This is a genomic window from Kitasatospora sp. MAP12-44 (genome assembly GCF_029892095.1).
Taxonomy (GTDB): Bacteria; Actinomycetota; Actinomycetes; order Streptomycetales; family Streptomycetaceae; genus Kitasatospora.
The window spans coordinates 8099435-8119512 of record NZ_JARZAE010000004.1 but is presented as its reverse complement, the minus strand read 5'-3'; the positions used below and the strand labels follow the sequence as shown (position 1 = coordinate 8119512).

The 20078-nt window shown below is 71.7% G+C and carries 18 protein-coding genes and 1 pseudogene; 9 read left to right on the top strand and 10 right to left on the bottom strand.

Annotation, left to right across the window (positions count from 1 at the left end; translation table 11 throughout):
- Window positions 1–73: 73 nt before the first annotated feature.
- Window positions 74–1714 carry a transposase gene (locus tag P3T34_RS36535; protein WP_280670650.1) on the bottom strand — a complete coding sequence of 547 codons (1641 nt, stop codon included), beginning with the start codon at window positions 1712–1714 and terminating at the stop codon, window positions 74–76.
- Window positions 1715–1971: 257 nt separating this feature from the next.
- Between P3T34_RS36535 and P3T34_RS36530 the strand changes: the two genes are divergently transcribed.
- A complete protein-coding gene (locus tag P3T34_RS36530) occupies window positions 1972–2895 on the top strand; it encodes an aminoglycoside phosphotransferase family protein (RefSeq protein ID WP_280670648.1) in 924 nt (307 codons plus the stop codon).
- A gap of 85 nt (window positions 2896–2980) precedes the next feature.
- On the opposite strand, the gene P3T34_RS36525 is transcribed toward P3T34_RS36530, so the two are convergent.
- The gene (locus tag P3T34_RS36525; RefSeq protein ID WP_280670646.1) at window positions 2981–5557 is read right to left on the bottom strand and encodes a hypothetical protein; all 2577 of its coding nucleotides are present in this window, start codon (window positions 5555–5557) and stop codon (window positions 2981–2983) included.
- A 239-nt stretch (window positions 5558–5796) separates the two neighbouring features.
- On the opposite strand from P3T34_RS36525, the gene P3T34_RS36520 reads away from it, so the two are divergent.
- Window positions 5797–6912, top strand: a complete 1116-nt coding sequence (locus P3T34_RS36520) for a glutamate--cysteine ligase (RefSeq protein ID WP_280672619.1) — start codon at window positions 5797–5799, stop codon at window positions 6910–6912.
- A gap of 92 nt (window positions 6913–7004) precedes the next feature.
- Entirely contained in the window at window positions 7005–8150 is a 1146-nt protein-coding gene (locus P3T34_RS36515; RefSeq protein ID WP_280670644.1) for a PP2C family protein-serine/threonine phosphatase, read from the top strand.
- Here the strand turns inward: P3T34_RS36515 and P3T34_RS36510 are convergent.
- Window positions 8128–8868, bottom strand: a complete 741-nt coding sequence (locus tag P3T34_RS36510; protein WP_280670642.1) for a class I SAM-dependent methyltransferase — start codon at window positions 8866–8868, stop codon at window positions 8128–8130. The two genes, P3T34_RS36515 and P3T34_RS36510, sit on opposite strands and share 23 nt — an antisense overlap.
- A 60-nt stretch (window positions 8869–8928) precedes the next feature.
- Window positions 8929–9738, bottom strand: a complete 810-nt coding sequence (locus tag P3T34_RS36505; RefSeq protein ID WP_280670640.1) for an SAM-dependent methyltransferase — start codon at window positions 9736–9738, stop codon at window positions 8929–8931.
- Window positions 9739–10036: 298 nt separating this feature from the next.
- On the opposite strand from P3T34_RS36505, the gene P3T34_RS36500 reads away from it, so the two are divergent.
- Complete coding sequence (locus tag P3T34_RS36500) at window positions 10037–10642, top strand: sigma-70 family RNA polymerase sigma factor (RefSeq protein WP_280670638.1); 606 nt, start codon at window positions 10037–10039, stop codon at window positions 10640–10642.
- A gap of 2 nt (window positions 10643–10644) precedes the next feature.
- Window positions 10645–11409, top strand: a complete 765-nt coding sequence (locus P3T34_RS36495) for a hypothetical protein (protein ID WP_280670636.1) — start codon at window positions 10645–10647, stop codon at window positions 11407–11409.
- 35 nt (window positions 11410–11444) lie between these two features.
- Here P3T34_RS36495 and P3T34_RS36490 read toward each other — a convergent pair whose 3' ends face one another.
- On the bottom strand, window positions 11445–11672 hold the full coding sequence (locus P3T34_RS36490) for a hypothetical protein (protein WP_280670634.1): 228 nt from the start codon (window positions 11670–11672) through the stop codon (window positions 11445–11447).
- A gap of 251 nt (window positions 11673–11923) precedes the next feature.
- On the opposite strand from P3T34_RS36490, the gene P3T34_RS36485 reads away from it, so the two are divergent.
- Complete coding sequence (locus tag P3T34_RS36485) at window positions 11924–12325, top strand: nitroreductase family deazaflavin-dependent oxidoreductase (protein ID WP_280670632.1); 402 nt, start codon at window positions 11924–11926, stop codon at window positions 12323–12325.
- A 62-nt stretch (window positions 12326–12387) separates the two neighbouring features.
- Here the strand turns inward: P3T34_RS36485 and P3T34_RS36480 are convergent, their stop codons facing one another.
- From P3T34_RS36480 to P3T34_RS36460, 5 genes and pseudogenes are all read right to left on the bottom strand, one after another.
- Window positions 12388–13068, bottom strand: coding sequence for an ABC transporter (locus tag P3T34_RS36480; RefSeq protein ID WP_280670630.1), 681 nt, complete (start codon window positions 13066–13068; stop codon window positions 12388–12390).
- The gene (locus tag P3T34_RS36475; protein WP_280670628.1) at window positions 13065–13895 is read right to left on the bottom strand and encodes an ATP-binding cassette domain-containing protein; all 831 of its coding nucleotides are present in this window, start codon (window positions 13893–13895) and stop codon (window positions 13065–13067) included. The genes P3T34_RS36480 and P3T34_RS36475 overlap by 4 nt, the downstream gene beginning before the upstream one ends.
- Window positions 13896–14358: 463 nt before the next feature.
- Window positions 14359–14478: pseudogene (locus P3T34_RS36470) on the bottom strand (hypothetical protein); the annotation flags it as partial.
- A 56-nt stretch (window positions 14479–14534) separates the two neighbouring features.
- Entirely contained in the window at window positions 14535–14858 is a 324-nt protein-coding gene (locus P3T34_RS36465; RefSeq protein ID WP_280670626.1) for a YciI family protein, read from the bottom strand.
- 109 nt (window positions 14859–14967) lie between these two features.
- A complete protein-coding gene (locus P3T34_RS36460) occupies window positions 14968–15429 on the bottom strand; it encodes a subtilase-type protease inhibitor (protein WP_280670623.1) in 462 nt (153 codons plus the stop codon).
- 854 nt (window positions 15430–16283) lie between these two features.
- On the opposite strand from P3T34_RS36460, the gene P3T34_RS36455 reads away from it, so the two are divergent.
- Genes P3T34_RS36455 through P3T34_RS36445 form a run of 3 tightly spaced genes read left to right on the top strand, consistent with a single transcriptional unit; the run spans window position 16284 to window position 20054 of the window.
- Window positions 16284–18146: an ABC transporter substrate-binding protein gene (locus P3T34_RS36455; RefSeq protein ID WP_280670621.1), complete on the top strand. Its 1863-nt coding sequence runs from the start codon at window positions 16284–16286 to the stop codon at window positions 18144–18146.
- Window positions 18147–18192: 46 nt separating this feature from the next.
- Window positions 18193–19137, top strand: coding sequence for an ABC transporter permease (locus P3T34_RS36450; RefSeq protein WP_280670619.1), 945 nt, complete (start codon window positions 18193–18195; stop codon window positions 19135–19137).
- Window positions 19137–20054, top strand: coding sequence for an ABC transporter permease (locus P3T34_RS36445; RefSeq protein ID WP_280670617.1), 918 nt, complete (start codon window positions 19137–19139; stop codon window positions 20052–20054). The genes P3T34_RS36450 and P3T34_RS36445 overlap by 1 nt, the downstream gene beginning before the upstream one ends.
- Window positions 20055–20078 lie beyond the last annotated feature (24 nt).

Here is a 20078-nt window from a genome sequence, read left to right as displayed (position 1 = left end):
CAGCACCATCGACCCGTCGTCCCCTCCCCCGCTGTCCTGCTCTCGGCAGTCTTCGAGCAGCTCACCGTTCCAATTAAGCGAGCAGGAGTGAGTCTTGGACCCAGTGCTGGTCACTGCGTGCATCCCGAACGGTGGTGGATGCCCGACTGGTCGCCCGCGTTCTCTGGGTCCCTGCTCGGGGGCGTGCATCGTGTGCACGGTCCGTGGCGGGGTGGCGGGTTTCCTCACGCCCCCGGATGCCCGGTTCGGCCTGGACGCTCCGATGCCCGGCACCATCGCTCTGGTGCTGCCGGGGCGGTTGCGTCCGTCGCCGAATGGGGTGTCCGAGGGCGCGCCTGCCGATCGCGATGCTCGCGGCATCGTGTCGGGTGGTCCTGCGGTGCGGGGCGGCCATCGGCCTCTGCCAGTGCTGCGCACCCCACACGCTGGTGTGGGCCGGGTCCACGGCAACGATGGCCAGGTCCATCTCGGCGGCCATCGACACCAGGCGTGCCTTGAGCCTGCCGGTGGGGATGCCGGAGATGAGCCGGCGGAAGCGCTTGTTGCGGCCGTGCTTCTCGCGGGTCTTCTCGGCGGCGAAGTCGAGGTCCTCGATGCCGATGGCGGTGACGCCGCAGTGCTTGGCCCAGTGCAGCAGGCGGGTGATGGCGTGCCTGATCTGCGCGTCGCGGTGCCCGGCCGACCCGGTCAGGTCGTAGGGGAAGCGGTGGGGCTCACCGACCGGGTTGCCGTGCGGGTCGAGGCGCCAGGCGGCGAAGTGGTCGGCGTTCGTGTCGACGCCGACCATGCCGTTGGCGCGGGCCCTCTCCAACGGGAGGGTGCGGACGGCCGGCCGGGTCCAGGAGGCGTCGAGATACCAGCGCCCGCGTGCCACGTCGTAGTGGATCCGGTACGCCACCGCCCGATCACCCGCGATGCGGTCGGCCCACTCGGCGCCCCGGTGCGCGAACCGCACCGTCGCCGCCGGGACGTACCGGCCGCCGGGGGCATTGGCCAGACGGGCCAGGGGGGCGGGCAGCTTGAGGCTGATCCCGCCGTCGGGGGCGACGCGGATCGTCTCGTTGCCCAATCGCTTGCCCGACTCGCCGTCGGCGGACAGGAACCAGCGCGCCACCTGCCAGCGCTCCCGCCACTGCGGCTCGGTGAGATTCGCGGCGGCCAGGTGGTGCCGGGTGTTCAGTAGCTTGCGGCCCCCGCGCACCACCCGCACCCGCCCCGCCTCCCGGTCCCCACTGACCACGGCGCGGCGCTCCTGCAGGGCGTGCAGGCGGCGGGACTTGACGAACCACTCGCGCTTGGAGCGGTAGCCGCCCGGGGCACGCTTGGCGCCCTTCTCCCCGATCGGCAGCGCCAGGCGATGGCGCAGCGTGCGGATCCCGGCGTCCAGGCCCTCCAGGTGCGCGGCCTGCCCGCGCCGGGACAGCGCCCACTGGTCATGGGTCGCCTTCGTGATCGACCCGGCCCACCGGGACGACGACTGCGGGGTCAGGCCCCGCTTGCGGGCCGCCCAGGTGTCGGCGCAGTGCCCCAGGCCCTGCGCGCACCGGGCGGCCAGATCGCGGGAGGCCAGCGAACCGAGATGCTCGCCGACCAGCCGCAGGACCCTCTCGTCCTCCGCCGTCAGTCCCTTGAGGCGATCACGTACCGTCACCCCGCTCGGGCCGACCACCACGAACGGCGAGCCGACCGGACGCGGCTTCCTCTTCTCCGTCACGCCCGATCACCTCCCTCGTCCACCCGGCAGACCGAGCATAGGCACAACCACCGACAAATCGTCAAACCATGTCAAATATCATTGAATTGGACGTCCGAGAAACGTCCCCGGAGAGAACTCCCGCACACTCAAGCCCACTTATGCACACTCCATGACCAGCAGTCAGCAACCCCAGTTTGACCGACTACGACCACTGGCTGCATGCATCGCGGGAAAGTCCGGTGCGTCGATGAACTGCCAGCCCCTAGCATGCGCAGGTGAACCTTTCCCATCTCGGCGCGCCGATCGGGCCGATGATTCGCGTCCACGGCGGGTTCGCCAACCGGATGTACCGGCTCGACACCGACCAAGGGTCGTTCGCGGTGAAGGAGTTGAACCTCGTCGACCGCCGCTGGACCTATCGTGTCGAGGACGTGTTCAGGTTTGAGCGGGCGGCCTTCGCCGCCGGCATCCCGATGCCGGAGCCGATCTCGGCCGGCGACCACACGCTCGTTCATCGATGGATCGAGGGAGAAAAGGTGCCAGAAGCACCGGTGTCGGCGGCGTACGCGTTTGAGATCGGTGAGATCCTCGCGCGCATCCACGCGCTCGACGTCGCGTGGACCCATGTGCCGATCGAGGAACCGACGTCACGGGACTGGCCCGAGCTCGCCGCGCGGGCGGCGGCAACCGGACAGCCGTGGGCCGGCGAACTCGCCTCTCACGTCGAGACGTTCCTCGCGATCGCCCACTTCGTCGACACCTGCGAACGGCCAGGCCCCGTCGTGCTGACCCATCGGGACATCCAACCGTGGAACCTGCTCGCTCGAGAGGGTCGGCCGGTGGTGCTCGACTGGGAGCTCTCGGGGATGCTCGACCTGTCCGGTGAGCTCGGCTCGACCGCGCTGAGCCTCGCGAAGGGACCGGGCTTCGACGGCATCAAGCCCGCCATCTTCCGCTCGGTCCTCGACGGCTATGTCGCGGGGGGCGGAGCACTGCCGCCGTCAGGTCCAAGCTGGTTCGTGTTCATGATCGGCGGCTGGCTGGGGCACACGAGGTGGAACATCCTCCGGTGCCTCGCCGGTGTCGAGGCGAGCACCGGCCCTGACCTCGCGCTGTCACACGAGTCCGTGCGCAACGGCGTGCGCGGCCTCCCCGACCTGTTCGGCCGACTTCCGGAGCTCGAGGCGCTGCTCGTGTGACAGTGACCCGCGTCTGTGTTTGGTACGCGGCGTAAGGCGTGCTCCCGGTTCCGGCGGCGGCGGCTTCCAGCGCTGGGCTTCGGACTCAGCCGAGCACGGCTGCCGTGGTGGTGAGCAGTTCGGGCAGCGATCCGGTGAAGTCCGGGAGCAGCTGCAGGGCGGTCGCCCAGGCCTCCGGGTCGGTGCCCAGCCAATCCCGCACCAGCTCCGCCGCCTCGCGCCGGGGTGCTCGCCAACGGGGCACGGCCGGCAGGCGGTTGAAGTCCGTCGCGGTGAGGAAGGCCAGCACGGCGGGGGCCGGGTGGGCATGCCGCAGGACGTCCGCGGTGGTCAGTCGGCCGCCGTTCAGCGCGCGCGGCAGCCACTCCGCGCCCTGGGCGCGGGGTGGCAGGGGCTGCGCGCGCAGCGCCTCCAGCAGCAGTTCGCGCGGGCAGTCCGGCACCGCGGCCAGGGCGGTCAGCAGACTCTCCGACAGCGGTTCGCTCCGGTGCGCGCGGATCAGCTGCGGCCAGGGCAGCGCGGCGCCCTCCGCCGCCAAGTGGCGCACCCGGTCGTCGGTCGTCCGGTCGCCCACCTTGCGCAGCAGCAGGGCCGCCAGCCGCTCCGGATCCTCTTCGGCGGCCAGCCGCGCGCGGAGGACGGCGAGCCCGTCCGGCGCCCCCAGCGCCTGCCGTACGGTGCGGTGCGTCCGCGCGGGCAGCGGGTGCCGGGTGCTGCGGCCGGGGAACTCCTGCTCGTCCAGCAAGGCCTCGACCGCCTGCGGCCCCTGGCGTTCCCACAGGCGGATCAGCACCCGCAGCCGGCCGATGTCGGTGTTCAGCCGGCAGCTGCCGAGCGTCGCCCGCAGCACCTGGAGGTCCCCCGAGAGGTGACCGGCCGTCAGCCAGCCCCGGCGGCGGGGCGTTTTGACCTTCGCCAGCGCGTCGAGCAGCGCCGGGGAGACCGGGATCGGGGCTTCGCCGCCGCGCCGCCCACGCCCGGCGAGGATCCGCCCGCGCTCCTCCTCGGCGATCGGGCTGTAGAGGTAGAGCTTGGCGTTGACCTCCGGGTCGTCAAGGTCCAGCAACTCCTCGACCACCTCGACCGGCAGCCTGCGGTGGGCGGCGCGCCCGAGCTGCGCGGACGGGCCGTGCACGGTCGCGATCAGGTCGCGGATCCGCTGCGCGGGGTGCCCGTAGACCAGCAGGTGCTGGACCGCCCGGGCATCCAGGTACGGCACCAATGCCTCCTGGACCTCCAACTCGGCGTACTCGAACAGTAGTTGGAAGATCCGGCGAGCATCCTCCGGCTCCCGGGCCGGGAACGCGGCACCGAGCGGTCGGGGCCAGCGAGCAGCGTTGCGCCTCCCGGCCTTGCTGTTCCCGGCCGCTGTGGCTGCCACAGTCGCGGCAGCCACCAGCGCGGTGGCCGGCTCCGTGAACCGGTTGACCAGGCGGTAGAGCGAGAGCCACGCCGCCGGATCGGCGCCCAGCGGCGCGATCAGCTCCCGCACCGCCGTACGCACGCCTTCGCCGGCGTCCACCGCCGCCGGCAGGCAGCCCAGCGTGACGGCGGCCGGGCGCACCCGGTCGAGCATCCACTCGACGGGCAACCAGCCTGCCGCCAGGCCGCCTTCGAGCGCCTGGGCCAGCCGGCGCTCAGGCAGCGCGTGAACGAGGCCGAGAACGACGTCGACATCGAGGTCCTGGCCGAGGTCAAGGTCAAGGTCGAGGTCAGGACCACTCAGCACCGACGGTGGCAGCGGCCCCTTGCCGTCGGCCATGGTGGCGACCGGATCGGCGCGGAAGCCCTGCACCGCCAGCTCCTGCGGACAACCGGGCAGCCGGTTGAGCGTCATGATCGCCTCGGCGGACAGCGGCAGCCGGCGGTGCTCGGCGCAGACCCGCGCCCAGTCCATCGCGGCGCCGCCGACCGCCGGGAGCCGGGCGGGGTACCTGCGCACCAGGTGCACCACCCGGTCGGTGCTTGACGGATCGGCGGCCAGCACAGCCGCCGGATCGGGGTCGGCCAGCGCCCGGCGCAGCAGCGTGGCAAGCCCCGGGTGCCCCAACTCCTCTTCTCTCTCGATGAGTTCGGCAAGCGCACAGAGCGAATCCCGGCCACCGTGGGCCAGCACCACCCGGCAGGAGAGAAGCACCAGCGGCAGCGTCAGCGTGGCGCCGAGCGTCCCCAGCGCGTGGGTGACCAGCTCGGGGAACGGCGCTCGCAGGGCCGGCAGCAGTACCTCGCCGCCGGACGCGCCGAGCAGCTCGGCGACCAGCCCGCCCGGCACGCGCCAGGCCGGATCGGTCGGATCCGCGCCCGCCAGCACGGCGGCCCGGATCGTGGACAGGCTGTCCTCGGACCGCTCCGCCTTGTACAGCGCGCGCCCCAGCTCGGGGCCGCCCAGCCCGGAGCCGCCCAGCTCGGAGCCGCCCAGCCGGGCGAGCCGCAGCTGCGCCGCCCGGATCGCCGGCGTACGCGACTCGTTGCTCGCCAGCGCGAGCAGCAACTCGCGGTCACCGGAGGCGATCACCGCGTCCGTGACCCGGCGCGGCAGCGCATAGGCGCTGCGCAGCATCTGCGCTGTCGCGCCGCGCAACCGCCCGTTCAGCACGCCGATCATCGACGGCTGCGCCACCGCGTATGCCGTCACCATCGCCGTGCGCTCGATGTCCGCCACCTGTCGATTCCTCCCCTTCACCACTGCTCTTGACCCAACAGTCCCGAGCAGTTCCCCGACCTGCACCGAAGCCGAAGCTAGCCCCCGGGTACGACAGTCCGCCGCCGCGATGGCGATTCGACCCCGGCAGCGCGGGTAGCCGACCACCATGACCCGCGCACCCGCAAGCCACGCAAGCCGCGCCAGCCACCACCGCCCCGTACCCGGCCACCCCGCGCGCCGTGCCTGAGCAGGCCGCCCTGCTGACGCTCGGCGTCGAGGAGGAGTACCTGCTGCTGGACCCGCTGACCGGCCTGCCGGTCCCGCTCACCGAGAAGGTCCGGGCCGCCGCCGGCCTGCAACCGGCGCTGAGCGAGGGGGAGGTCCAGCCGGAGCTGCTCCAGGCGCAGCTGGAGATCGCCACCCCGGTCTGCCGGGAGCTGGCGGAGGTCGGCGGCCATCTGCTGCGGCTGCGGCTCGCGCTCGGCGAGGCCGCCCAGGAGGTGGGCTGCTGCCTGGCCGCCTGCGGGGCCGCCCCGTTCGCGGGGCTGGAGCCGCAGCCGGTCACGGAATCCGCCCGCTATCGGGCGCTGCACTCGGACGCGCCGCAGCTGATCGACGAGCAGCTGATCAACGGGATGCACGTGCATGTGGGCGTGCCGAACCGGGCCGCCGGCGTGCTGGTGCTCAACCGGCTGCGGCCCTGGCTGCCACTGCTGGTGGCGCTCTCCGCCAACTCCCCGTTCTGGCAAGGCCACGACACGGGTTTCGCCAGTTGGCGCACCCTGGTCTTCGGCCGCTGGCCGATCACCGGTGTGCCGCCGCTCTTCGCCGACGCGCGGGACTACGACTGCCGGATCCGCGCGCTCCAGGAGGCGCGGATGATCCGCGACACCGGCCAGCTGTACTGGCAGGCCCGGCTCTCCGAGCGCTACCCCACCGTGGAGGTCCGCGCGATGGACGTCCAACTACGGGCCGACGACGCGGTGATGCTGGCGGGGATGGTCCGCGCGCTGGCGGTCACGGCGCTGCGCGACGAGGAGTGCGGACGGCCGGTCGCCGTCCACCAGCCCGAGCGCCTGGCCGCCGCCGGCTGGCACGCCGCCCGCTACGGGATCACCGACGGGCTGCACGACCCGGTCACCGGTCGGCTCCGCAAGGCCGGTGACGTCCTCACCGACCTGGTGGACCACCTGCTCCCGGCTCTGCGGGCGGCCGACGACGCCCGGCAGGTGATCTCCGTCCTGCATCGCATGCTGCGCGACGGCAACGGCGCCGAACAGCAGCGCCGAACCGCGCGCGACAGCGGCCGCGAGGGCCTGCTCACCATGATCACCGAGCAGACCGCCGCAGCCTGCGAGCCCTACGGCCGGTAGGCCCCCCGCACCGCACCACAGGCCCACCCGCCCCGCGCCGACTAGGCTTGATCCGCCGAACCATGGCCGGGGCGCCGCGATCGGGGACACGCATGGCATCCAGCTCCACCCGATCCAGCTCCACGCAGTGGCCGCCCGCCCTGCGCTTCGTGCCGGGCGCACTGGTCGCCGCCGGGCTGGCCTGGGACGCGCTGGCGCCCGCCGACTACTGGGGCGACCCGATGATCGCGGCCGCCTGCGTGGTGGCGGGCGCCCTCTTCTCGCTGCGGCACGTGCTGCTGGTCGGAGCGGCGCTCACCGTCGGGATCATCATCCTGTCCGTCCGGGACGGGCTGACCGGCCACACCGCGGGCTACCTGGAGCTGGCCAACACCCTCTTCGCCGTGGCCATCGGGATTGGCGTGAACCGGGTGATCGCCCGCTACGGACACCGCCTGGCCGTGGTGCGCTCGGTCGCCGAGGCGGCGCAGCGCGCGGTGCTGCCCGCCCCGCCGGAGCGGATCGGGCCGCTGGTCTTCGCCGCCTGCTACCGGGCGGCCCAGACCGAGGCCCTGATCGGCGGCGACGCGTACGCGGTGCAGCAGACGCCGCACGGCACGCGGCTGCTGATCGCGGACGTCCGCGGCAAGGGGCTGGGCGCGGTGCGGGCGGTCTCGGTGCTGCTCGGCGCCTTCCGCGAGGCCGCCGAGCAGGCTCCTGACCTCGGCGCGCTGGCCGACCGGCTGGAGCACTCGCTGCAGCGCGAGCTCGCCGACGCTGAGGAGGAGCTCCGCCTGGAGGGGTTCATCACGGCGCTGCTCGGCGAGATCACGCCGGACGCCGGCCTGCTGCGGCTGCTCAACTGCGGCCACCCCGCCGCCTACCTCTTCGACGGCGCCGCCGTCCGGACACTGGAGGCCGGCGAGCCCGGCCTCCCGCTGGGCATGGGAGGCCTCGGCCTGACCCGCCCCGCCGCCGACAGCTGGCCGTTCGCACCCGGCGAGACCCTGCTGCTGCTCACCGACGGCGTGACGGAGGCCCGCAACGGCGCCGGGACCTTCTACGACCCCGCGACCCGGCTGCGCGACCGCGGGCCCTTCGGCCGCCCGCAGCAGGTGATCGACACCCTGGTCGGCGACGTCGAGGAGTGGACCGGCGGCCCCCGGGACGACGACATGGCGGTGCTGGCCGTCACCCGTTCGGCGGAACGCGCGCATCGCGGCGGGTCCCGCGCAACTACGCCCGGCGGGCGACCGTGATGATCTCCCGGCTGGCGTCGGTCACCGGCGCCCGGTCCCAGTCGCCGTACTGCGCCTCGATCTCGAAGCCCGCCTCGGCCAGGAAGGCGTTGAGCTCCGCGACGCCGAGAAAGCGCAGGCTCTCGGAGTCCACCCGGAGCACGGTGCCGTCCGCCCCGGCCAGCGTCCCGTGGAAGGTGACCACGTCGCCGACGACGGAATCGACCTGGTGCCAGACCCGCAGCACCCGCCCGGCCTCGTCGACGAGTTCGGCGACGTCGTCCGGGTTCGACTGGTCCCACCCCTCCCAGGCCCGCGCCAGCGGATGGCGCGTCTCGAACACGAAGCGGCCGCCGGGGCGCAGCGCCGCGTGGATCGCGGCCAGCGAGGAGCTCACCTCGTGGTCGGTGAGCAGGAACTGGAAGGCGTGGCCGGTCATCGTCGCGAGCTCGAAGCCGGCGCCGCGCTCGGCGTCCGCCGCACGGCCCTCGACCCACTCGACGTCCTCCCGGCGCCGGGCCCGGTCCAACGCGGCGCGGTCGGGGTCAAGGCCGACCAGCCGGCCGCGATGGCCCCGCTCCCGTACGAGCCGCAGCATCGCGCCGGTGCCGCAGCCGACGTCCAGGACCGAGTCCGCCGACGTCAGCAGCGGGTAGTAGAAGCGGTCTCCGGGATGCCGGTCGGGATCCCAGGGGTTCAGCAGGTCGTACAGCGCGGCCGCGTCGGCGTCAGAGTACATTGCGGCAGTCTCGGTCAACTCCGGCCCGTACACAACCAGTTATCGGACGAGACGCACGCCCTACGGCTTGCGGGCAATCCCGGCGTAGCAGGCCGCCTCGATATCGGTGACCTCGTCCGGCGCGTCCTGCGGGTCGGGCCGCCAGCGGTGGGAGGGGGTGATGCCCGGCGCCAGCAGCTCCCAGCCGTCGAAGAAGCGCGCGACCTCCGCCCGGGTGCGGGCCTGGCCCGGGGTGCCGGCGGCGCGGTAGGCCTCGGTGAGGCGGGCGATGCCCTCGGGGTCGAAGTCGGGGGTGACGTGGCTGATGGCCAGGGTGCTGCCGGAGGGCAGGGCCGCCTTGAGCCGGTCGACGATCGCGTGCGCGCCGCGGTCGTCGGTGATGAAGTGCAGCAGCGCGTTCAGGCTCAGCGCGACCGGGCGGCTCAGGTCGAGGGCGTCCAGCAGGTCGGGCGCGGCGAGCAGGGCCGCGGGGTCGGTGACGTCGGCCTGGACGTAGGCGGTGCGACCGGCGGGGTGGCTCTGCAGCAGGGCCCGGGCATGGGCGAGCACGATCGGGTCGTTGTCGGTGTAGACGACCCGGGCCTCGGGCGCCTGGCCCTGGGCGATCTCGTGCAGGTTGGGCGAGGTGGGGATGCCGGTGCCGATGTCCAGGAACTGGCGCATGCCGGACCGGGCCAGGAACCGGGTGGAGCGGTGCATGAAGCGGCGGTTGATCCTGGCGGTGGAGAGGATCAGCGGGAAGGCGGCCATCGCGCGCACGGCGGCCTCGCGGTCGGCGGGGAAGTTGGTGCTCCCGCCGAGGAAGTAGTCGTACATCCGGGCCGAGTGCGCCCGGTCCAGCTCCAGGTCAACCACGCCGTCGCCCGTCATCGCGCCCCGCCTCCACAGCCCCGCCGCCACCAGCTCGCCCGCCGCCGCCCCACAGAGTAATCATAATATTCCGCTGGGTGATATTTTCTGGAACTCGGGCTGCACAACGAGGCCGTTCATCCGGTTTGCTGCTCAGTAGAGAACCACACAGCAACAGCACAGTGACAGCACTACCCAGCACCGAGCCCACCAGCACCACGCACCGACGCCCGCTCCACCGTGGAGCGGTGCGGTGCCCCATGAACGGGACGCCCGTGACCGTCGATCCGGAAGCGAACCGTCCCGAAAGGAGCGTCTGATGGGGCATCGGCCCAGCGCCCCGCGCATCGACGCAGGCAGCGGCCCGTACCACCAACCGCTCGGCCAGCTGCTCCGGCGGCCGGGCGTGACCTTCAGTGCCTTCCACGAATACCACCACAAACTCTGGCTGCGGTACGCCCACACCCAGGTCGGCCATCGTGCGGCCGCCCTCACGGTGGTGGAGGACGCCTGCTCCTACCTGCTGGAGCACTGGGAGCACGCCCTGGAGCAGGAGTCGGTGCCCGAGTACGCCTGGACGGTCCTGAAGGAGCACGTGCAGGGCTGGCTGGACGAGCGCGGGCTGCACCCGGTCCTGGTGGGGACGGCGGCCTTCCGCTCGGCGATCGGCAAGCTGCTGATCCACGAGCTGCGCGACCAGTTCACGCTCCTGGAGAGCGAGTTGGGCCTCTACAACGCCATCGCCGCGCTGCCCGACCGGCAGTACGACGTGATCGTGGTGCGCTATGTGCTGGGCTACCCGGACGAGGAGGTGGCCCAGTACCTGGGGATCGGCGCCGCCACCGTCCGCTCGCATGTGCGACACGCCAAGCGCCGCCTGTCCAAGGACCTGAACCTGCCGGAAGCACCCGACCGGGAAGAGTAGTTGTGCACCGCATCCACGAACACCTCTCCATCGACGCACTGTTGGACGGAGCCGAGGTGCTCGGCGACGAGTACGAGGGCTACGACTCCGAGGCCGCCCGCCGACGCATCGCGCACACCGTGCACGCCCGCCGGCGCGCGGCGGCTCACATCGGCGCGCAAACCCCGCCGCGCGCCGACGCCCCGCCGCACGCCGAGACCCCGCCGCGCGCGTTCCCGGCCGCCAGCGACCAGGCGGCGCACGACCTCGACCTCGCGGTCGCGCTGATCGTGGACGCACCCGAAGCCGCCGGCAGCCTCGGCCGGCTGGTCAACGACCAGTGCATCGAACCCTCCGGCGCGCTGGTGTTCGCCGCGCTGCTGCACCTCGCCGGCTACCGGGAGGCGGCCGGCTTCTGGTGGCGCTTCGCCGCCGGCGGTGGCAACCGGACCGCCGCCTTCTGCCTCTTCCTCGCCCACCAGCAGCGCGCCGAGTACCGCGACGCCGCCTACTGGCGCGCGCAGAGCCGGCGCCCACCCGCGAGCGCCCCGGGCCCCGCGGTTCGCGCGGCCCGCCCGCTGCTGCCCGAGCAGGTCCGCAACGACCTGCTCGCCCAGTGCCACCGCGGCCGCCACCCCGCCCTCCCGGCCCGACTGGAGGCCGTCATCAACGGCCTCCCCATCGACTGCGCCGACAGCGACTTCGGCGAGATCCCGCAACCCTCCCCCACCCTCCTCGCCGACCTGGGGGCCAGCCGGTCGCCGGGCCCTCCCGCAGGGCCGTGCTGAGGGGTCGGCCCAAGTGCCCCGCGCCGCTCGGGTGTTCAGCGCCTGAGGTAGGCCTGCTCGTACAGCGCCCACTGGTCGTACTCGGCGTTCCAGCGCTCCACCCGGATGGCCGTGCTGCTGGACCGGCCGTCCGCGATGGCCTCGCGTTCGGCCACGACCCGGTTGTAAGCGCCTTGGCTGGTACGGTGGTTGGTCTCGATGAGGGTGCCATCGGCGGTGGTGATGACGACGCGCCACGGCTGGGTCGACGGGAGGGCGGCCATGGATGCTCCTGGTGGGGACGGCGGGTGGCCAGGCGTCGCGGGTCTGCTCGGCGGCCCTGCCGGCGCCGTCGGACGAATCCTCGTCGAGGTCGGGGTACCTATGCCCGGTCACCAGGAGTTCGAACCCGGCGGTGACCGATGACGGCGCCCGGGCGTTGAACCGGTCAGCAGGCAGCGGCGCCGGGCCCGCGAGTACCGCGGGGCCGCCGACGACTGCAACGAACCATCGGTATCCACAGAGGAGTTGGCAGATGCTGTTCGGCAGCGAGCACGTCAAGCGCTATATCGAGACCGACGGCGCGGAGGGCCACGACTGGGAGGGCACCACCGCGCTGATCCTCACCACCACCGGCCGCAAGAGCGGGCAGCAGCACGCCACCCCGCTGATCTACCAGCCCTACGGGGACGTCCTGCTGGTCGTCGCCTCCAAGGGCGGCGCGGACCAGCCGCCGGCCTGGTACCTCAATCTCCAGGCCGATCCCACCGTGCAGGTCCAGGTGAAGGGCGATCGCTTCACCGCCCACGCCCGCACCGCCGGACCCGAGGAGAAGCCGGGGATGTGGCGGACGATGGTCGCGGCCTGGCCCGCATACGACCAGTACCAGACCAAGACCGACCGCGAGATCCCGGTCGTGGTGCTCGAACGGGCCTGAGCACACGTCACCGGGCCGACCCCACCAGCGGGATCGGCCCGGCGACGAGCCGGCTCCGGACCTCAGTCGTCCCCCTCCGTACGGCGCCCGGCGAACACCGCCGCACCCGCCATCACCAGGGCGGCCAGCACGGCGGATTCGGCGAGGGCCACCACCGGGAAGGTCACCCGCGCCGTACGCGAAGCGGTGATCAGCGCCCGGACGACGGCGTTCGCCGGCGACCCGGCCACCACCAGCACCAGCACAGCCGCCCCCAGGCTCGCCGGGATGCCGTACTGCGCGCGCGGCAGCACCGGGCGGGTGCAGAGCGCCCCCACCACCACGCCCAGCAGGACGCACACCACCGTGCCGAGCAGGCCCGCCAGCAGCACCCGCGGAAGCGGCGCCTCCGCCTGCGGCGCCAGGGTGGTCCGCCCGCTGACCGCCCAGACCCCGAGCAGCCCGGCCAGCCCGAGGAGCAGCCCGGTGACCAGCGCGGCCAGCAGCGCGGCGAGGTGCGTGCGCGGCCGGCCCGCCGCCGCACCGAGGCAGGCCCGCGAGGCGGCCGGCTCGCCGGTCACCGTGCAGCGGACGTACCAGGCGGTGACCGGCAGCAGCATCGCCGTCCCGAAGCCGTACGCGCCGAGCAGCGACTCCCCCGCCGAGATCCCGATCACCATCAGCAGCGCGTATGCCAGGAACGGCGGCAGCCAGCGCTGCGACCGGAACAGCAGCTCCAGCTGATAGCGGATCAGGGCGGTCACGGCCGCCTCCCCTGAGGCTGGACCGAACGGATGTGGGCGGCGGGCTGCCCGGTGAGCAGCCGGCGCAGCAGCGCATCGCAGTGCCCGGCCGGTACGTCGAGGGCCGTCCCGCCGTCCTCCAGCGGCGTGCGGGCCGGGTCGCCCGGCAGCCGGTCCGGCAGCGGCCCGTCCACCTCGATCCGCATCATCAACTGGCCTGGCCCAGCCTCCGATGACGGTTCGACGGCTCGTAGTCCGCCGTCGTGGACCGCGTACGCGGCGGTGGCCACGCCCGCCAGCCGGTTGGGGTCGTGGTCGACGAAGAGCACCCGGCCGCCCTGCGCCGCGCGCTCGGCGGCCGCCTCGTCGAGCAGAGTGCGGGCTGCCTGGTCGAGCCCCGTCCAGGCCTCGTCCAGCAGCAGCACCTCAGCTTCGGCGAGCAGGGCCTGCGCGACGGCGACCTTCTGGCAGGTGCCCTTGGAGAGCCGGCTCAGCGGGGTGCCGGACCGGTCCGCGATGCCGAAGCGGTCCAGCCAGTGCCCGGCCCGGCGGGCGGACTCCGCGGTGGACAGCCCGTGGATGCGGCCGAGGTGGCACAGGTACGTCCGCGCGTCGAAGGGCAGCGCGGGCGGGAACCGCTCGGGGACGTACGCCCGGCGGCCGGGCACCGCGACCGTCCCCGTACTCGGCGGTTCGACGCCGCCGATCAGCTTGAGCAGCGTCGACTTGCCGCTGCCGTTCGCCCCTTCGATCCGGACCAGTTCCCCCGGCCGCACGGCGAGCTCCACCCCGCGCAGTATCCACGGCGCACCCCGCCCGTACCGCTTGCCCACCCCGCTGAGCCTCACCCGATGCCCCCTTCCGGCTTGCCTCGCAGCATAGTTCGCTCCGAAGCCCCGAAAGGGTGACCGGTCGCCGGGCCACGCCAAAAGGGGGCCGCCACCCCAGCTGGTCGCGACGGCGCGTCAGGGAGGCGATCTCGGCGGTGTTGCCCGCCAGCTCGATGGCTCTGTCGTAGGCCGCGCGCGACTGCTGCCCGCAGCCCAGCCGGCGCAGCAGGAAGGCCCGGGCGATCTCGGTCACGGTCAGACCTCCGACCAGGCGCAGTGTCAGCGCCACCCGGGCCTCCATCGCCAGCGCCGGGTGACAGCAGGTGAAGATCAGCCGGAGCCGTTCGTCCTCGATGGCGCCGAGAGGCTCGGGCGGTTCGTCGTCGTACAACAGCTGAGCCTTCCTCTGCTTGTCGCCGCGCTTGTGCTCGCGCCGGACCCGGTCGATGGCCTTGCGGTTGGCGGTGGTGGTCAGCCAGCCGCCGGCGTTCGGTGGTACGCCGTCGGCCGGCCACCGCTCGACGGCGGTCGCGAACGCCTCGGCCGCGGCCTCCTCGGCGATGTCGAGGTCACCGAAGTACCTGGTCAGGGTGGCGACCACCCGCGCCCACTCCTCGTGGTAGGCCCGGGTGATCGCCTCCTGGGGGTCGGTCACGCTCACAGGAACGGCCGCACCTCGATCTTCCGGTTGCAGGCCTTCGAACCCTCGGCTGCCAGCTTGAGCGCCACGTCGAGGTCGGGAGCCTCAAGGATCCAGAAGCCGATGAGGTACTCCTTCGACTCCACGAAGGGCCCGTCGGTGAACAGCGCCTGCGCACCGCGGTTGTCGATCACGGTGGCCGTGTCGGGCCCGCCGAGGCCGCCGGCGAAGACCCAGTGGCCCTCGGCCTGGAGCCGGTCGTTGAACACGTCGATCGCCGCCTGCTCCTGCGGGGTGGCGAGCTCGGTCGCGTCGGTGATCACGGAAACCAGGTACTGCATCTCGCACCATCTCCTGTGTTTCGGGAACGCCCCTCGCGGGCGCCCGCTCACCTCTACTACGAACACCTTCGCCCCGATCCGACACCGCCGCCCGCATTATTTCCAGCGGCTAGAAGTCGAAGACCTGGCCGGTCGCGCGCAGCAGCGAGCACTCGTTGGTGAAGCTCTGCTGGTAATCGACCTGCGCGCCGTCCCAGACGCCCTCGGCGGTGGCGACCACCGGCAGGTACAGCTCGGGGCAGAAGATGTGCTCGACCGGCAGCGCGTCGAAGTCGCCTTGGACTCCGAGCAGGCTGTCGCAGGCCGCCGCCGCGTCCGGGTGGTCCCCGGTGGGCTGCGGGCGGCAGCTGAGCGTGACCGCGCGCTCGGTGTCGGAGGCGTTCGGGGCGGCGCCGCTCACCGTGAGGACCAGCGCGTTGGGCACCCCGAGCATCCCGAGCGCTCCGGGCACCCCGGGCACCCCCGGGCCCGCAGGGGCGTCGGCGGCCGCGGACACCGTGCCCACCCCGAGCGCCAGGGCGGCGGCCAGCGCGGTCGTCAGCACGGCCGCGAACCTGTTCTGCGTACGCATATCGAACTCCTTTGGTCGACTGAACGGACGTTCACCGCAGTATTGCCACCCGCAGTTGACATGTCCTCATCGGACCTGAGCCGATCGGCCACCCCGCACCCCGGCCGACTGGCCGAAAACGACGCCTCACCCACCCCAACCACCCCACCCCAGCCGCCCCACCGCCCCGCGACCACCGTCCGCCGATCGCCCACCCACCGCCGACCCACCACCCGTCGGCCGAGCCGGAACGGCCGGTACCGCCCGCGCCCGGCCCACCGGCGCACGTCGTGCACACGAACTCCCGGCGACCCGCCGCGAAAGCCGGAACCCGTCGCCCCGGGAATTCCGGCACCGGACGGCCTGATTCCGGTGAATGCGCAGGTCGGCGCGCGAATCCCGGTGAATACCAGCATTCACCAGCCGCCCGGCAGCGACCCCGACAACGACCCGGCAGCCACCTGCCGGCGAATACAAAAGAGGCCATCGGGACACCGGATGCACCAAGAGATCCCCGATTCCAAACGCATTCACTGAGACCCCTGTGACTAGTGGGACACCTGTGGCGTTCAATCGCCCGGCGGATCGCCACACACAGCCCCAACAGCCCGGATCGTACTTATCAGGCAAATCGGTGCCTTGATGGAAACGTGACTAACTGGAGTCCTGCACGACTCTTCTCTCCGCCTAGGAAATGCGTCTCACTGGTACCCAACACTCGGACTGTTGCCCCCGTAGGCAAATGAACGGGAGGACCGAGTGCGACTCCGGAGTTCCATCGGAATCCGGGAAATCGCTGGTGCTCATGCGTGTGGGAGAGAGGCGTTCAGAGAATGATGAAACCCGCAGGATCGCGGAGGCTCAAGAAAGCGGCGGTGCTCATCGCAGCACTGACCGCTACTGCTGCGTGCAGCAGCAGTAGCACCGGCGGCGGCCCGATCGGCAGCGGCCCGACCGGCGCGCCGACGCAGGGGGGCGTGGTGCGGGTCGCCGAGCTGCCCTCCACCTTCCCGGACGCCATCTGGCCGTTCGACACGGCCGCCCAGGTCAGTACGGTGAACACCAGTGAGTTCCAGCAGGAGTTCTACCGCCCGCTGTACTACTGGGGGTTGAACGACAAGGTCAGCCTCGACCAGGACGTCTCGCTGGCCCAGCAGCCCACCTGGAGCAGCGACGGCAAGACCGTCACCATCCAGCTCAAGCCGTGGAAGTGGTCCAACGGCGAGAGCGTCAGCGCGCAGGACGTGCTGTTCTGGATCAACATGGCCAAGGCCGAGAGCGCCAACAGCGCCTACTACACCCCGCCGAACCCGGCGATCGGCGCCAAGTACTTCCCTGACAACGTGGATTCGGCCACCGCCTCCGGCCAGACCCTGACGATGACGCTGAACACCCAGGTCAGCCAGACCTGGTTCCTGGACGACGAGCTCAGCCAGATCACCCCGATGCCGCTGGCCTGGGACCTCACCGGTCCGAGCGCCAAGGGCAGTTGCGCGAGCGACGCGTTCGGCTCGGACGCCGCCACCAAGGACTGCACCGCCGACTACACCTACCTCAGCAAGGAGTCGACCAACGGCGCCGGCTACGTCGGCAGCCCGATCTGGTCGGTGGTCGACGGCCCGTGGAAGCTCAAGAGCTACAACGGCACCTCCGGCGCGTACGGCATGGTGCCCAACAGCTCCTACTCGGGCCCGCAGAAGCCGTACCTGAGCGAGGTCGACTTCGTCCCGTACACCTCGGACACCACCGAGTACGCGGACCTGAAGGCCGGCGGCAGCAGCTCCAACGCGATCAACTACGGCTACCTGCCGGCCGAGGACGCCCCACCGTTCAACGCCAAGAACCCCGACTCCGGCAACCCGCTGAGCACCAGCGGCTACTACATCGCGCCCCCGGAGTACCTGGACGGGATCTCGTACTACCAGATCAACTTCGCCAACTCCAGTGTGGGCCCGCTCTTCAAGCAGAGCTACTTCACCAAGGCGCTCCAGGACACCGTGGACCAGCAGGGCATCATCAACGGCATCTGGAAGGGCTGGGGCTACCCGACCACCGGCGCCATCCCCGGCATCCCGGCCGGTAACCCGCTCTCCCCCAAGGCCAAGTCCGAGCAGGCCGTCTTCGACACCTCGGCCGCCAAGCAACTACTGAGCAGCCACGGTTGGAACACCGACAGCACCCCGGCGGTCTGCACCAGCCCGGGCACCGGTGCCAACCAGTGCGGCGCCGGCATCGCCGCGGGCACCAAGGCCGCGTTCACCCTGGACTACCCGTCGGGCCAGGCCGCGCTGGACACCATGGCCGCCGACATGCGCTCGGACGCTGCCAAGGCCGGCTTCGCCATCAACACCGTCAGCCAGACCCAGAACACCATCGGCAACGAGGGCATCGCCTGCACGGCGGCCCAGCCGGCCGGCTGCCAGTGGCAGGGCCTGCTCTACGGCGGTTGGGTCTACTCGCCCGACTACTACCCGACCGGCGACGCGCTGTTCGCCACCGGCGCCGGCCCGAACGTCTGGGGCTTCAGCGACCCCAAGCTGGACCAGCTGATCGTCAAGACCACGACCACCAGCGACATCAACGACATGTACGCCTACGAGGACTACATCGCCGGTGAGCAGCCGGTGGCGTACATCCCCAACCAGCTCGCGGTCTCCGAGATCAGCAAGAACCTGCACATCGACGCGGGCGACCCCTTCCAGGGGTACGAGCCGGAGTACTGGTACTACACCAAGTGATGAACTCCCGCACGCGGGTCACCGCGGTCCCCTCCGGGGGGCCGCGGTGACGGCCTACCTCATCCGTCGGCTCTTCCAGTCCGTGGTGACGGTGTTCATGGTGACCGTCATCTCCTTCGGCCTGATGAAGCTCATGCCGGGCGGCCCGGTCCGAGCGATCCTCGGTTCCCGCGCCACCCCGGCCAACATCGCCCACCTGACCCAGCAGATGGGCCTCGACAAACCCCTCTACAGCCAGTACTGGACCTGGCTGGACGACCTGCTGCACGGCAACCTGGGCTTCGACTACGCCCAGCAGCGCCCGGTCTCCGACTTGCTCTTCAACGCGCTCGGCGCCTCGGCGTACATCGTCGGCAGCTCGCTGCTGCTGGCCATGCTGATCGCGGTGCCGATGGGCATGATCCAGGCGACCCGGCGCAACAGCGCGCTCGACCACGCCTTCACGGTGTTCTCCTTCGTCGCCTACGGGGTGCCGACCTTCTTCCTCGGCTTCCTGATCCAGCAGTGGTTCGAGGACGACCTGCGGTGGGTCTCGGTGCAGAACCAGATCTCCACCTTCGGCGGGGCGCTGACCCATCCGGAGGCGGTCTGCCTGCCCGTGCTGACCCTGACCGTCACCACCGTGGCCGGCTACAGCCGCTATATGCGCTCCGGCGTCCTGGACCAGATCACCCAGGAGTACGTGCGCACCGCCCAGGCCAAGGGCGCCTCGATGCGCCGCACCCTGTACGCCCACGTGCTGCGCAACGCGCTGATCCCGATGGTCACCCTGATCGGCCTCTCGCTGCCCGCCCTGGTCGGCGGTGCGCTGATCGTCGAGTACGTGTTCAACATCCAGGGCATCGGCCTGCTGACCACTCGGGCCGCGCTGCAGAACGACTACAGCATCACCCTCGCGGCCACCCTGCTGACGGCGGTGGTCACCGTGATCGGCTCGCTGCTGGCCGACATCGGCTACGCCGTCCTGGACCCCCGAGTGAGGCTGACCTGATGACGACCGCACCCGAAACGACGGCCGAGCCGCCCGCGGCGGCGCCCGGCAGCGAACCGGTCGAGGCCCCCCGCTCGATGCTGCGGCGCGGCTGGGAGGTCTTCGCCGAGAACAGGCTGGCCCTGGTCGCGGTCGGCCTGCTGGTCGCGGTGGTGGGCCTGTGCTTCCTCGGCCCGCTCTTCTACCACTCCGACACCTCGGTGGTGAACCTCACCGAGGTCACCCTGCCACCCGGCGCCGGGCATCCGCTGGGCACCGACAACGACGGCGTCGACGAGCTCGGCAAGCTGCTGGCCGGCGGCCAGACCAGCCTGGAGATCGGCCTGGCGGCGGGCCTGATCGCCGCGGTGGTCGGCGCGCTGTACGGCGCGATCGCGGGCTATCTCGGCGGCTGGGTCGACGCGCTGATGATGAGGGTGATCGACTCCCTGATGTCCTTCCCGCTGATCTTCCTGCTGATCTACCTGAGCAGCGTCTACGGGAAGAGCAAGGAGATGCTGATCCTGGAGGTGGGCCTGACCTTCTGGTTCGGCATCACCCGCCTGGTGCGCGGCGAGGCGCTGGCCATCAAGGTCCGCGACTACGTGGCGGCGTCCCGGATGATGGGCGCCGGCGCCCGGCGGATCATCTTCCGGCACATCCTGCCCAACACCGTCGGCACCACGATCGTGAACACCACCTTCTCGATCGCCGACGCGGTCTTCGCGATGTCCACGCTCAGCTACATCGGCCTGGGCCTGCAGGCACCCAACGACGACCTGGGCGGCATGCTCAACATCGGCACCAACTACGCCAGTCAGGGCTACTGGTGGATGATCTACCCGCCCGCCGTGCTGATCATCCTGATCATCCTGTGCTTCAACATCATCGGCGACGCCCTGCGCGACGCCTTCGAATCCCGACTGCAGAAGCGGTGAGCCGGATGACCCGTCCAGTCACGC

Bases quoted from the DNA above. Each gene is read 5' to 3' on its own strand.
- P3T34_RS36500 (WP_280670638.1), top strand. From the start codon at position 10,037: ATGGGGCATCGGCCCAGCGCCCCGCGCATCGACGCAGGCAGCGGCCCG.
- P3T34_RS36515 (WP_280670644.1), top strand. From the start codon at position 7,005: ATGGCATCCAGCTCCACCCGATCCAGCTCCACGCAGTGGCCGCCCGCC.
- P3T34_RS36465 (WP_280670626.1), bottom strand. From the start codon at position 14,858: ATGCAGTACCTGGTTTCCGTGATCACCGACGCGACCGAGCTCGCCACC.
- P3T34_RS36460 (WP_280670623.1), bottom strand. From the start codon at position 15,429: ATGCGTACGCAGAACAGGTTCGCGGCCGTGCTGACGACCGCGCTGGCC.
- P3T34_RS36485 (WP_280670632.1), top strand. From the start codon at position 11,924: ATGCTGTTCGGCAGCGAGCACGTCAAGCGCTATATCGAGACCGACGGC.
- P3T34_RS36505 (WP_280670640.1), bottom strand. From the start codon at position 9,738: ATGACGGGCGACGGCGTGGTTGACCTGGAGCTGGACCGGGCGCACTCG.
- P3T34_RS36445 (WP_280670617.1), top strand. From the start codon at position 19,137: ATGACGACCGCACCCGAAACGACGGCCGAGCCGCCCGCGGCGGCGCCC.
- P3T34_RS36490 (WP_280670634.1), bottom strand. From the start codon at position 11,672: ATGGCCGCCCTCCCGTCGACCCAGCCGTGGCGCGTCGTCATCACCACC.
- P3T34_RS36510 (WP_280670642.1), bottom strand. From the start codon at position 8,868: ATGTACTCTGACGCCGACGCGGCCGCGCTGTACGACCTGCTGAACCCC.